Annotated in this window: 11 protein-coding genes; 5 read left to right on the top strand and 6 right to left on the bottom strand. The window is 41.1% G+C overall.

All coding sequences use genetic code 11. The annotated features are described in order from the left end of the window. Positions 1–50: 50 nt before the first annotated feature. Entirely contained in the window at positions 51–737 is a 687-nt protein-coding gene (locus J3U75_RS00365) for a glutathione S-transferase family protein (RefSeq protein ID WP_267389996.1), read from the bottom strand. 178 nt (positions 738–915) lie between these two features. Here J3U75_RS00365 and J3U75_RS00360 point away from each other — a divergent pair, with 178 nt between their 5' ends. The 3 genes from J3U75_RS00360 to J3U75_RS00350 all read left to right on the top strand — a co-directional run bounded on the left by J3U75_RS00360 (position 916) and on the right by J3U75_RS00350 (position 3,363). Next, a complete protein-coding gene (locus J3U75_RS00360; protein ID WP_100141500.1) occupies positions 916–1,764 on the top strand; it encodes a 23S rRNA (adenine(2030)-N(6))-methyltransferase RlmJ in 849 nt (282 codons plus the stop codon). A gap of 73 nt (positions 1,765–1,837) precedes the next feature. Further along, positions 1,838–2,818 carry a class 1 fructose-bisphosphatase gene (locus tag J3U75_RS00355; protein WP_267389995.1) on the top strand — a complete coding sequence of 327 codons (981 nt, stop codon included), beginning with the start codon at positions 1,838–1,840 and terminating at the stop codon, positions 2,816–2,818. Positions 2,819–2,871: 53 nt separating this feature from the next. Beyond that, positions 2,872–3,363 carry a peptidylprolyl isomerase gene (locus J3U75_RS00350; RefSeq protein WP_267389994.1) on the top strand — a complete coding sequence of 164 codons (492 nt, stop codon included), beginning with the start codon at positions 2,872–2,874 and terminating at the stop codon, positions 3,361–3,363. A gap of 134 nt (positions 3,364–3,497) precedes the next feature. On the opposite strand, the gene J3U75_RS00345 is transcribed toward J3U75_RS00350, so the two are convergent. From J3U75_RS00345 to J3U75_RS00330, 5 genes are all read right to left on the bottom strand, one after another. Continuing rightward, complete coding sequence (locus J3U75_RS00345; protein ID WP_267390016.1) at positions 3,498–3,995, bottom strand: prokaryotic membrane lipolipid attachment site family protein; 498 nt, start codon at positions 3,993–3,995, stop codon at positions 3,498–3,500. A gap of 346 nt (positions 3,996–4,341) precedes the next feature. Next, complete coding sequence (locus J3U75_RS11360; RefSeq protein WP_416384685.1) at positions 4,342–4,560, bottom strand: DUF2867 domain-containing protein; 219 nt, start codon at positions 4,558–4,560, stop codon at positions 4,342–4,344. Between the two features lie 440 nt (positions 4,561–5,000). Then, positions 5,001–5,933, bottom strand: coding sequence for a cysteine synthase A (gene cysK, locus J3U75_RS00340; RefSeq protein WP_267389993.1), 933 nt, complete (start codon positions 5,931–5,933; stop codon positions 5,001–5,003). A gap of 333 nt (positions 5,934–6,266) precedes the next feature. Next, positions 6,267–8,852 (bottom strand): bifunctional aconitate hydratase 2/2-methylisocitrate dehydratase, encoded by a 2,586-nt coding sequence (gene acnB, locus J3U75_RS00335; RefSeq protein WP_267389992.1) that lies wholly within the window; start codon positions 8,850–8,852, stop codon positions 6,267–6,269. A gap of 260 nt (positions 8,853–9,112) precedes the next feature. Beyond that, the gene (locus J3U75_RS00330) at positions 9,113–10,015 is read right to left on the bottom strand and encodes a M48 family metallopeptidase (protein ID WP_267389991.1); all 903 of its coding nucleotides are present in this window, start codon (positions 10,013–10,015) and stop codon (positions 9,113–9,115) included. Between the two features lie 367 nt (positions 10,016–10,382). Here J3U75_RS00330 and trkA point away from each other — a divergent pair, with 367 nt between their 5' ends. Together trkA and J3U75_RS00320 are read left to right on the top strand one after the other, a co-directional pair. Beyond that, the gene (gene trkA / locus J3U75_RS00325; RefSeq protein ID WP_267389990.1) at positions 10,383–11,780 is read left to right on the top strand and encodes a Trk system potassium transporter TrkA; all 1,398 of its coding nucleotides are present in this window, start codon (positions 10,383–10,385) and stop codon (positions 11,778–11,780) included. A 10-nt stretch (positions 11,781–11,790) separates the two neighbouring features. Then, positions 11,791–13,296, top strand: coding sequence for a TrkH family potassium uptake protein (locus J3U75_RS00320; protein ID WP_267389989.1), 1,506 nt, complete (start codon positions 11,791–11,793; stop codon positions 13,294–13,296). Positions 13,297–13,314 lie beyond the last annotated feature (18 nt).

Raw genomic sequence — 13,314 nt, 5'->3', positions numbered from 1 at the left:
TTGCCGGTAACTTGATTAAGCTTACCGGCATTTTTATATCAATCCTTATTTCAGCGGCAGATACGATAAGGTTCATCCATGACGACAAAATCTTTTTCTTCAAGAGCTTCAGCAATCCACTCAGCCACCGCTTCGGTAGTACATATAGTTTCTATATAATGTTTCAGAACGTTTGAAACAGGTATCTGATATCCTTTCAATCTCAAGCACATCGGAGCATAAAATGCATCTGCAATGCTAAAATTACCAAACAGATACGAGCTATCAGATTCTGTAAGTAAAGATGATAAATGATTATCTAAAAAATTGATTTCATCTCTGAGTGTTGGAAAATCACGAAGTTTTATCTGCCCGATTTCAGGTAAGACTGCCTCAATATTCATAGCTAAATGCTGGCGTATATGACTATAACCACTGTGCATTTTGGCCGTTACGCTTCTTGCTTTAGCGCGAATTTTATAATTTTGAGGCCATAAAGGAAGTTGAGGATGCCGTTCGGCCAGATATTCGCAGATAGCAAGAGAATCGCTTATCACCAGTTCATTATCTGATAAAATCGGTACCGTACCATAAGGATTCAATGGCAAAATGGTTTTTTTGAACTTTGAATTGGCATCGAAGTTGTCAAAACGAACCATTATTTCAGTAAAATCTATCTGAAAATGTTTCATCACTAGCCAAGGTCGCATAGACCAAGTTGAATAATTTTTATTACCGATATAAAGAGAATAGCTCATCGCTCATGTTTTCCTTATAGAAAAATATTTGTCAAAATAATTAATTTATTTACCCTTTTTTTCTATTATATTAGAACATTTATACCATAAACAATGAAAGCTGAATCTTTCACCCTAATGCATAAATTCGGTACAATAAGAACTCAAATTTATTAGTCTTTACAACAGTCACACGTACATGCTCAGCTATCGTCATGCATTTCACGCCGGTAATCATGCCGACATTCTAAAACATTATTGTCTGATATCAGTTCTAGAATATTTTAAGCTTAAAGACAAAGCATATTGCTATATAGACACCCATGCTGGAGCAGGTCTATACAGCCTGAACAGCAAAGAGGCTCAAAAAGTAGGCGAATACCGTGAGGGAATTAAAAGAATTTTAGATAAAGAAAATCTGGATGCCAGTCTGCAAACTTTCCGTGAAGTAGTTATAGCCAGCCTACCAGATACAGAAAATTATTATTGTGGGTCACCATGGCTTGCTCAGGCAGTGGCTCGTGAACAAGATCGTCTGAGACTGTTTGAATTACATCCAACAGATGCAGAATTATTACGAAGTAATATGCGCAATATAAAATTGCCCAACCGAGCTCAGGTCTTTTGTGATGATGGATTCAAGGGTTTATTGTCAATGCTGCCGCCACCAAGCCGTCGCGCAGTAGTATTAATCGATCCACCCTATGAAGTAAAACATGATTATCAGCAGGTTGTGGATACACTTAAAGCTGCAATAAAAAAATTTTCTAACGGCTGTTATATGGTCTGGTATCCTTGTCTGGGCAGCGCAGAAAGCCAGAAGTTACCTATGAAACTGCAAAAACTAGTTCCAGATAACTTTGTACAAGCAGAACTTCACGTTAAATCCCCGCAGCCAGACGGTTTTGGTATGCATGGCAGTGGAATGTTTATTATTAATCCGCCTTACACCCTGCCTCAGCAATTAGCAGAAGTTTTACCAGCATTAACCCAGCTACTGGCACAGGATAACAGTGCCCATTTTGTTTTACAGTCTCACATTGCCTGAAAATCATCTGCTTATCAGTCAAGCAAACAAGGCTACTGTATAATGGCCTAGAATTTTAAAAGGGAGTATTTGCATGTCCGTTTTACTGTCTGATTATTTGTATCAGCAACAACAAAACTATGCAGTCACACCATTATTACCTGAAGTTATCACCAGCATCAGCAATGCGTGTCTACTCATCAACCGCGAAATCCGCTTAGGTGCACTGGATAATATATTGGGTAGTGCCCATACTGGCAATATTCAGGGCGAAGAGCAGAAAAAGCTAGATGTACTGTCCAACCGGATAATGATTGACACATTGTCTTCCAATCCAGCCATCGCCGGTCTGGCTAGTGAAGAAGAAGATTCCTTTGTCACTGCTAATAGCGATGGTCAATTTCTTGTTCTTTTTGACCCACTTGATGGCAGCTCCAATATTGATGTCAATATTTCCATCGGTACCATTTTTTCGGTGCTGGCAAAACCCACTGGTGCCCTGACTACCGAAAGCTTTTTACAGTGCGGCCGTCAGCAGCTGGCCAGCGGCTATGTTCTGTATGGTCCACAAACCATACTGGTACTGACGCTGAAACATGGCATCGCCATGTTTACCCTGAATGAACAAAACCAGTTTCAACTGACACAGAAAAATCCGCAAATACCAGCTACTACAGCCGAATTTGCTATCAATATGTCCAATCAGCGTCACTGGCAGCCGGCAATGCAGAAATATATAGCCGAACTGCTAGCTGGTAAAACCGGCAACCGCGGTAAAGACTATAATATGCGTTGGGTTGCATCCATGGTAGCGGAAGTGCATCGTATTCTAATGCGTGGCGGTATCTTTACTTACCCGCAGGATAATCGTAATCCTGACAAGTCAGGCAAGCTGAGATTAATGTATGAAGCTAATCCCATGAGTCTGTTAATTGAACAGGCACAGGGTGCGGCCACTGATACTAAACAAAATATTCTTGATATCCAGCCATGTGGACTACACCAGCGAGTTGCTGTCGTACTTGGTAGCAAAGAAGAAGTGGATTACGTCACTGCCATGCATCAAGCAAATTAACCATTGCAGCTAAAAGCTGCAACTTTTTGTTTCACTCCCGTCTGGAGATTTCCATGATTAAATTAACTACCAATTTCGGCGTTATCGGCATCGAATTAGACCATGACAAAGCACCGAAAACCGCAGCCAACTTCGAACGCTATGTACGTGAAGGTTTCTATGATGGCACCATTTTTCACCGTGTAATCGATGGTTTCATGATACAAGGTGGCGGTTTCGACAAAGACATGCAACAAAAACCTACACATGAACCAATTGAGAATGAAGCGAATAATGGCCTGAAAAATGACCAATATACCATCGCTATGGCACGCACCATGCAGCCTCACTCAGCCAGCGCACAATTTTTTATCAATGTAAAAGACAATGACTTCCTGAATCACACCAAACCTGATTTACACGGCTGGGGTTATGCCGTATTCGGTAAAGTGGTTGAAGGACAGGATGTAGTTGATAAAATCAAAAGTGTTAAAACTGGTAATCATGGCGGCCATCAGGATGTACCAGTAGAAAATGTAGTAATTGAAAAAGCTGAAATTGTTTAATCAGCACAACAAAAAAGCAGCCATGACCGGCTGCTTTTTTAATATAGATATGCGTATAAAATTATAGAATTAAAATTTTGAACGCACAAAAATACCCAATCTTTCAACAGACAGGGTATTTTATTTTTACCTATTTATTGTAGCGGTTTCATATTCATTACTTCCATAAGGAAGTTTGTAAAAGCCGGATTGGCTGGTTTAGAACGCATTACCGGCCAACGCTGCTGCCAGCCAGACAAAGCATTCTGTATATAGGCCTTGGATTGTGCAGTATCAATTGTACCCTGCTGACTTTCCACTGCACTACGCAAATAAATGGCAAACATGTCATCGTCTACCATATTATGTCCTACCTGAGCCAAACGAAACTGATCCAGCAATTGTGCGGCCTGCACTTTGGTTATGCTACCCTGTGAAACCTGAAAACTTAAACGGGTAGCCTCATCGCGGATTCTGGCTACATCAGACCAGTGGCTGCTGGCCAGATGATACTCATTATTTACCGCAGTGCCGTCAACTACCTGTACCGGTTTGACTTCTTTATTTGCCTGCTTCGCGGATAAAGGTACATCTATAGATGAACAACCACCTAAAAATGCTGCTATGACACATAATGCTAATGTTTTTTTCATCATTTGTTTACTCAACGTATATTGCTTAAAACAAAAATAAAAGCTAGCTAGCTTGAGCGTGTGGCTGTACATGATATCAGAAAAGAGGGTGCAAGCGACGTCTTTTGCCTCTCCAATGGTAAAGTTCTGAGCATATCCACATGCTGGTCTTTACATTTACATTGTTTATAAACAGATTTAAATAACTGATTTTTTTATAGATTTATAGAATTAAATCACTAAAAATTATGTCTTTTAATTTTATTAATTAATACAATATTTGTTTCATGAATAAACACCATCTATTTCTGATTTATGAATTAAACAAGAACCAACATGTTTTTTATGTATATAACCATTCTCTTTTTTAGGAATGAATATTATCAAATAATTTATAAACAATATGAGGATGGATAATAGAAACAGGTGCCATATATAATTTCCCCCCAAAATTATGAATTTTAACTGAAGTAATGACATATAATTTATTTATATAGTCTTTAGTTTCTATAATACGAATACATAAACGAACATCGAGATAATGATCCCTTATTGTTAATGTAAGCGTATCCTTTTGTTTTTCAATAATTGTGAAAAATGGACTTTACTGCCTATGTCCGGCTCTGTTTCTTCCAATTTATTGAATCTATTAATTGGGTTGATTCCGACTCTTTTTTCCAAAAAATCTCTCATTTTAGAAAACCCTGCCAACCATTTGGGTTGGTGGAAAGTCATCAATCAATTCATAAGCTTCGTAGACAGTGACATTTTTGCATACTTCCAGAGACTGGTAGCTTAAATAATCAATCTTTTCGTCTACTAATGTTATGTTACTCAATAAACCATTGAATCCTTCTAAAGAAAGCTTTTGTTTTTTTCATAAGACAATTAATTTTTTATGCTGCTTTTGTTTCAGAAGTTAGTTAAAAAAATATACTTTTATTTATAATATTTGTATCACAGCTTTAACTGCATAAAAAAAACCGAACCTTTTTTCCGGTTCGGTTGCAATCATAGGGTTAAAACTTAGGCTAAATCTGCGAACAATGGCGTAGAAAGATAGCGTTCACCATAAGAAGGAATCAATACCACAATTAGTTTATTTTTGTTTTCCGGTCTAGCTGCCAGTTGCAAGCCTGCCCATACCGCTGCACCAGATGAAATTCCCACTAAAATACCTTCTTTGGAAGCCATTGCACGAGCAGTATCAAAACAAACATCATTTGGTACCTGAATAATGCCATCATAAACATGGGTATTGAGGATTTTAGGTACAAAACCGGCACCAATGCCCTGTATCGGATGTGGTCCTTTGCAGCCACCAGACAATACGGCAGAAGCTTCAGGTTCTACAGCATATACTTCAACTTCAGGTTTTTTTTCTTTTAAAACTTCGCCTACGCCGGTGATAGTACCACCCGTACCAACACCAGCAACAAAAATATCTACTTTACCATCAGTATCGTGCCAAATTTCCTGTGCAGTAGTTTCACGATGAATTTCTGGATTTGCCGGATTTTCAAACTGCTGGGGCATATAATATTTCTGCGGATCTGAATCCACAAAAGCCTGTGCACGTGCAATCGCGCCTGACATGCCTTCTGCTCCGGGTGTCAATACCAGTTCTGCACCGTATGCACGCAATAGCATGCGCCGCTCCTTACTCATGGTTTCCGGCATAGTGATAATTAATTTATATCCACGTGCGGCACATACCATTGCCAGTCCAATACCGGTATTACCACTGGTTGGTTCCACAATCACCGTATCAGAATGAATTTTACCCGCCTTTTCTGCCGCATCAATCATGCTAGCCGCAATTCTGTCCTTGACACTGTTGCCGGGATTAAAAAATTCCAGTTTAACCACCACTTTGCCCGGTAAACCGGCACTCAGGCGATTGAGTTGTACCAGTGGGGTATTACCAATCAGGTCAGTGATACTAGAGGCGATATTCATTGTCTATCCTTTGTTATGAGAAACTGCATTGATTATCATCATAGATTAAAACCACTATCATCCTAAATAATTTATCAGTGGGTTAATACAATAAATATTTATATAGGCGGTGATAATAGGAATTTCTGCTGAAATATGATTTTATTGTGATTATAACCTTAGAATGAGGTGATTAATTATAGCAGTAAGCCGCTGAATAATTCATATAAATTCTCTGAAGATGGCCAATTCAAGTAGTTCAACCGCCAAAGCTTAAGTTTGTATTTCAATTGTCATTTAAAAAGGACCACCTTTGCGGTAGTCCTTCTATAAGCCACAGATAAAATGCCGGTATTAAGCATCTACCTTAGCTGCTACATCTACATAATCCTGAATTTCATTGAAGTTCATATAGCGATAAATTTCAATGCCTTTATCATTAATAATGGCAATATTTTCGCGGTATTCATCGATGTTCGGGATATGTCCGAGTTTAGAGCAAATTGCCGCCAGTTCTGCTGAGCTCAGATAAACTTGCGTATTCTTACCTAATCGGTTTGGAAAGTTACGAGTCGAAGTGGAAACTACAGTAGAACCTTCACGTGCCTGTGCCTGATTGCCCATACACAAAGAACAGCCTGGCATTTCCATCCGCGCACCTACTCGACCCAAGATACCATAATAGCCTTCATCAGAAAGTTCTTTGGCATCCATTTTGGTCGGAGGAGCCACCCACAGACGTACAGGTAAATCTGTTTTACCGTCTAACAAAGTAGAAGCTGCACGATAATGACCAATATTAGTCATGCAGGAGCCAATAAATACTTCATCAATATGTGTACCTGCTACATCAGACAAAGTTTTTACATCATCAGGGTCGTTCGGGCAGGCTAGAATCGGCTCTTTGATTTCATCCATATTGATATCAATAATGGCAGCATATTCTGCATCCGCATCGGCTTCGAGTAATTTCGGTTCAGCCAACCATTGTTCCATTTTCTGAATACGGCGTTTCAGCGTACGGGCATCCTGATAGCCATCGGCAATCATATTTTTTAAGAGCACTATATTGGATTTCAAATATTCTTCAATCGGCTCTTTATGCAGTTTCACTGTACAGCCGGCAGCAGACCGTTCCGCAGAAGCATCAGTCAGTTCGAATGCTTGCTCTACTTTCAAATCCGGCAAACCTTCAATTTCCAGAATACGACCGGAGAAAATATTCTTCTTACCTGCTTTAGCTACGGTGAGAAGTCCTTCTTTTATAGCCTGCAAAGGAATGGCATTTACCAAATCTCGCAGGGTGATACCCGGCTGCATTTTACCGGAGAAGCGTACCAATACGGATTCAGGCATATCCAATGGCATCACGCCAGTAGCCGCAGCAAATGCTACCAAACCAGATCCAGCAGGAAAAGAAATACCCAGAGGGAAACGTGTGTGTGAATCACCGCCAGTACCCACCATATCTGGCAACAGCATCCGATTTAGCCATGAGTGAATAATTCCGTCACCAGGACGCAAAGCCACACCGCCACGAGAAGACATAAATACTGGCAATTCCTTGTGGGTTTTGACATCCACTGGTTTAGGATAGGCTGCGGTATGACAGAAAGATTGCATCACCAAATCAGCACTAAAGCCAAGACAAGCCAAGTCTTTCAGTTCGTCTCGTGTCATCGGGCCGGTAGTATCCTGCGAACCAACAGTAGTCATTCGTGGTTCACAATAGGTACCCGGACGAATACCCTGTCCTTCCGGCAAGCCGCAAGCACGGCCAACCATTTTTTGTGCCAGACTAAATCCAGCTGTGCTCGGTGCAGGAGCCTGTGGTAAACGAAATACTTCAGAATGTCCCAGACTTAATGCGTCACGAGCTTTTGCAGTCAGACCGCGGCCAATTATCAGATTAATGCGGCCACCGGCCTGTACTTCATCTAGAATAACCAGAGATTTGAGCTCAAATTCGGCGACAGTTTCGCCATTTTTGATAATTTTTCCTTCATAAGGCAGAATATCCACTACATCGCCCATGTCGAGTTTGGATACATCTACTTCAATCGGTAACGCACCTGAATCTTCCTGTGTATTAAAGAAAATTGGCGCAATTTTGCCACCTAAACATACTCCACCAAACCGTTTATTCGGTACATACGGAATATCCTGGCCGGTATGCCAGATTACAGAATTAGTAGCTGATTTACGTGATGAGCCAGTACCTACAACATCACCAACGTAAGCCACCAGATTACCCTTGGCTTTCAACTCAGCTAATTGTTTAATTGGGCCTACTTCACCTGGTTTATCTGGATGTATGCCTTCACGTGGATTTTTAAGCATAGCCAGTGCATGTAGCGGAATATCTGGCCGGCTCCATGCATCCGGTGCCGGTGACAAATCGTCAGTATTGGTTTCACCCACTACTTTGAATACGGTAACAGTGATTTTTTCCGGTACTTTTTCACGAGAAGTAAACCATTCAGCATTAGCCCATGACTCTATTACTTCTTTTGCATACCGGTTACCGGCTCGCATTTTTTCTTCCACGTCGTGGAAAGCATCAAACATCAGCAAAGTATGTTTTAAAGCATTTGCCGCAGTAGCCGCCAACTCTTCATTATCCAGAAACTCAATCAGAGGCTGAACGTTGTAACCACCCAACATGGTACCCAGTAGCTCTACCGCAAACACGGGCGTGATTAATGGACTACTTACGGTTTTCTCCGCAATAGCACCCAGAAAAGATGCTTTGACCTTAGAAGCATCATCTACACCAGGCGGCACTCGATGTGACAGTAAATCAACCAGAAATTTTTCTTCCCCTTTGGGAGGATTTTTTAGTAATTCAACCAACTCTTCTGTTTGCTTCGCTGTTAGCGGCAGAGGCGGAATACCCAGTGCTTCACGTTCAGCGGCGGCTGCGCGGTAGGCTTCTAACATCTTGAACATCCTTAATGTAATGGTTTTTTAAGTTTTTCTTGTAGATTTATTATGCATTACTAATGCAATAATATGAATGATAACCGAAAACAGGGGCGATTGAAACAATTTGTAGTCTGATGTAGTCAATATTAGAAAATGTAAAGATTAAAATAAAAGCAGCCCGTTACAGGCTGCTATACAGTAATAAAAATGAATACCATCATGGTGATTTCATATTGATTACACCATTTTTAATGTTTCAAACTTTCTGAAAAATCTTAGAAACGATTTCTCTTCTTACCACTGGCATTTTTGCGCAAGCTTGAGCCCGCCTGACTATACTGGCTGTGACGGGTAGGATTTTGCAAAGCCGGCTGATTTAGTCTGGCCTGCTCATAAATCGGCATAACTTCCGGCAGCATTTTTTTCAGAGAGCTAATGCGTGCATTATTACTCGGATGGGTAGACAAAAGGCTAGTACCACTATTATTGCCCAAAACCTTATTCATTTTCTCCCATACCGTTATGGCAGCATTGGGGTTATAACCCGCCTGTGCCATTAGCCGCAGACCGCCTGCATCTGCCTGAGATTCCTGATAACGGGAAAAAGGTAAAGTCAGGCCATATTGACTTAGCACATCTTTATACACACTGACATTATCTGCGTTGGCACCGGTTTTAGATTGCACCACAGCACTGCCTACTTCCAATGCCACGCTAGTCAAAATTTGCTGGCCAGCAGCTTTTTTACTGTGCTCCTGCAATGCATGTGTCATCTCATGCCCAATAATCGCAGCAATTTCATCATCGGTTAAATTCAGACGATCAACAATGCCTGTATACACCACCATTTTACCGCCTGGCATGGCAAAAGCATTTGCTTCATCACTACGGATAACATTAAGCTGCCAGTCAAAAGGAACTCCAGTAGTGTTTGCTTGATTGGCGTATGGTACCAGTCGTTGAAATACATTGCGTACCCTTCTGGCAACAGGTGTGTTGGTTTCAATCACCCCTTGTGCTCTAGCCTTACCTATCATCTGAGTATAGCTTTTGGCTGCACTGCTATTTAGAGTTTGGGTGTCATAGCCCATCACATCAGCCACCTGCGCACATCCACTTACAGCTATAAGCATGGCAGCCAGTGCAATTAGTTTAGATTGCCGTTTGATTGAATACATGATTTATCCACGGTAATACAACTGGTTGAAAAAATATCACTTTTTAATGTCTTACATTGAGTAATAAATGTAAAAAATGGTTTTATTATATGGTGTTTATTTAATTTTAAAACCACTCTTATAACATGTACGCATAACAACACTTATGCGTATAAAATACCAACAAAGATAAATGGCTCAGATTATCCATCAAAATTAATAATATTCAGCAAATTATTAGTAACATCCGTCTTTGCAACAGAACAAATATAACAAAATGATTAGAGCCAGCTTTTTTATACTTGTGTCGCGGTTTTACACCAATATTTGCACACGGCACCACAAAGGCTACAATGCTATTGATTACCACAGAGATGATGTAAATTACGTGAAAATCCTTATTTTAGGCTGTGGACAAGTAGGTTCGACCATTGCCAGCAATCTGGCCAGAATGCCCAATAATGATGTCACTATTATTGACGTCAATGAAACTGCTTTACAGAAAATCAATCAGCGACTAGACGTACAAACCATTGTCGGCAACGGCGCGTGGCCGTCTGTCTTGTCTACAGCCGGTGCTCAGGATGCTGACATGATTCTGGCTCTGACCCAAAATGATGAAACCAATATGGCTGCCTGCCGAATTGCTTATGCGCTTTTCAATACGCCAAATCGTATTGCCAGAGTACGCTACAGTGATTTCGTTGAATTTGAAACAGGCAACAATCAATACAAAACCAGTTTAGACTTATTTAACATCACCGAAGCCATTAGCCCTGAACAACTTGTAACTGAACAGATAGTTAATTTGCTACTGCATTCTAGTGCCTTACAAATACTGCGATTTGCCAACGACAAAATCCGTTTACTTGTCATCCGCGCTCAAAATGGTGGTATGCTGATTAATCAACCTATTAGTGCACTGAAACAGCATTTGGAAGAAGGCGTGGATTGCCAAATTTGCGCTATCTACCGCAATAACAGATTGCTGGTTCCCACTGGCAGCACTATCCTGCAGGAAGGTGATGAAGTTTTTGTTTTAACGCCAACTGCTTATTTGGAAAACATTATGCGCGAACTACGTCCAGTTACCAAGCGGACACGTCGCATTATGATTGCCGGTGGTGGCAATATTGGCTACCGCGTGGCTAAACAGCTGGAAGCTAGATTAGATATTAAAATTATCGAACGCAAACAAAATCGTGCAGAATGGCTTGCTGAAAACCTCAACAATTCGCTGGTTCTGGTAGGAAATGCTTCGGATGAAAGCCTACTGGAAAACGAATATATTGATGAAATCGATGTATTTTGTGCACTGACCAACGATGATGAAAATAATATCATGTCGGCCATGTTGGCAAAAAACCTCGGTGCCAAACGCGTGATGGCCATTATCAATCGTTCCAGTTACGTGGATTTATTGCAGGGCAGTGCTATCGATATTGTAATTTCACCGCATCTGATTACTATTGGTTCTATTCTGACTCATGTACATTTGGGCGATATCATGGCAGTGTATCCATTACGCCGCGGTTCGGCAGAAGCCATTGAAGTTGTATTGCACGGTGACCGCCATACTTCTAAACTTATCGGCCGCACCATGTCTCAATTACGTTTGCCCGCGGGGTGTTATTTTGGCGCAGTAGTACGTAATGAAAATATCACTATGTACCATCAGGATACAGTATTAGAAGATGGAGACCATGTAATCTTTTTCGTGGCTCGGCGCAAAGCGGTGCAGGATCTAGAAAAAATGATTCAGGTTAAACTGGGCTTTTTTGCATAGGCAGCATGTTATGAGCCATTTCAGCAACCGCTTTACTGTGCATCATAAGGCATCAGGTTTTGTCAACAAAATTGCGCCCACTGCTCATATTGTGGCCAAAACCGGTTTTTTATTTTCATTATTGCTACTGGCACCGACAGTAGTCTCTTTACTGTACATGGATCATGTGTTTTCAGCATTTGCAGTTACGGCTGCTATTAGCATGAGTGTGTGTGCGCTGACTTGGCTGCTGACGATGCGTTATAACCGTGAACTGCGCCCGCGTGATGGCTATACATTGGTTTTTATGCTATGGATTGGTTTTGCCCTGATCGCCTGCCTACCCTTTTATATTTATTTGCCCGGACTGGGTTTTACTAATGCCTATTTTGAAGCCATTTCCGGTCTCACCACCACCGGTGCCACCATCATCACCAGTCTGGATACACTTGCCCCGTCACTGAATTTCTGGCGTCATATGCTCAACTGGCTGGGCGGTATGGGGATTATTGTGCTGGCCGTAGCCGTCATGCCGATGCTAGGCGTAGGCGGAACTCAATTATTTAAAGCAGAAATACCGGGTGTAAACAAAGACAGCAAAATGGCACCACGTATTTCAGAAACGGCCAAACGCTTATGGAGCGTTTATGTATTATTTACCTTTGTTACATTGCTGGCCTTACGTCTGGCCGGCATGAGCTGGTTTGATGCGGTTTGTCACGCCATGTCTGCTTTTTCCCTTGGTGGTTTCTCTACACACGACAACAGCATTTCCTATTTTAATTCTGTACCGATTGAAATTATTCTTAGCATTGCCACCATACTAGGTGCTATTAATTTCACTAATCATTTTAATGCACTACAAAAAAAATCATTACGTTATTACTGGCGTGATGAAGAAGTACGTGTACTATTATTTGTTTTGTTGTTCAGCATCATTGGCATCAGCTTGTATTTGTGGTGGCACAGTTTTTATTCGCTAGGTGAAGCATTTCGATACACGGCTTTCAATTTAATATCTATCGGGCTGGCAAATGGCTATTCCGATACTGATTTTGCCAAATGGCCATTAATCGCCTCCTTATGGATGTTTTTTCTGGCCAACATACTTTCTAACGGCGGATCAGCCGGCGGTGGTATTAAAACAGTGCGTGCGCTTGTACTCTTTAAATTCAGTTTGCGCGAAATGTTGCTGATGCTGCATCCCAATGCGGTAAGTATGGTTAAAATTAACGGCAGCCATATTCCCGACCGGCGGGCTTTAACAGTGATGGCCTTTGTGTTTGTGTACGTAATCACCATTATATTATTCAGCTTTGCCTTGATGATGAGTGGAATGGATTTTCTGTCTGCCCTGACAGCCTCAATCAGCTGTATCACCAATGCTGGCCCTGGGCTGGGTACTGTGGGTCCAGCCAATAACTTTGCTTTTCTTTCAGACCTTCAGAAGTGGTTATGCATCATCATCATGCTGCTCGGACGTCTGGAAATATTTACCGTCTTTATCTTGTTTACCCCTGCTTACTGGAAAAAATAAAATACAACTTGAGAAAAT

It is taken from the genome of Snodgrassella sp. B3088 (genome assembly GCF_026535815.1).
Lineage (GTDB): Bacteria > Pseudomonadota > Gammaproteobacteria > Burkholderiales > Neisseriaceae > Snodgrassella > Snodgrassella alvi_E.
Note: the sequence above shows the minus strand (reverse complement) of the source record. Positions and strands in the feature narration are given on the sequence as shown.

What these genes read in the sequence shown, in the direction of transcription:
- J3U75_RS00365 (WP_267389996.1), bottom strand. Translation starts at nt 737, where the DNA reads ATGAGCTATTCTCTTTATATCGGTAATAAAAATTATTCAACTTGGTCT.
- J3U75_RS00360 (WP_100141500.1), top strand. Translation starts at nt 916, where the DNA reads ATGCTCAGCTATCGTCATGCATTTCACGCCGGTAATCATGCCGACATT.
- J3U75_RS00355 (WP_267389995.1), top strand. Translation starts at nt 1,838, where the DNA reads ATGTCCGTTTTACTGTCTGATTATTTGTATCAGCAACAACAAAACTAT.
- J3U75_RS00350 (WP_267389994.1), top strand. Translation starts at nt 2,872, where the DNA reads ATGATTAAATTAACTACCAATTTCGGCGTTATCGGCATCGAATTAGAC.
- J3U75_RS00345 (WP_267390016.1), bottom strand. Translation starts at nt 3,995, where the DNA reads ATGAAAAAAACATTAGCATTATGTGTCATAGCAGCATTTTTAGGTGGT.
- cysK (WP_267389993.1), bottom strand. Translation starts at nt 5,933, where the DNA reads ATGAATATCGCCTCTAGTATCACTGACCTGATTGGTAATACCCCACTG.
- acnB (WP_267389992.1), bottom strand. Translation starts at nt 8,852, where the DNA reads ATGTTAGAAGCCTACCGCGCAGCCGCCGCTGAACGTGAAGCACTGGGT.
- J3U75_RS00330 (WP_267389991.1), bottom strand. Translation starts at nt 10,015, where the DNA reads ATGTATTCAATCAAACGGCAATCTAAACTAATTGCACTGGCTGCCATG.
- J3U75_RS00320 (WP_267389989.1), top strand. Translation starts at nt 11,791, where the DNA reads ATGAGCCATTTCAGCAACCGCTTTACTGTGCATCATAAGGCATCAGGT.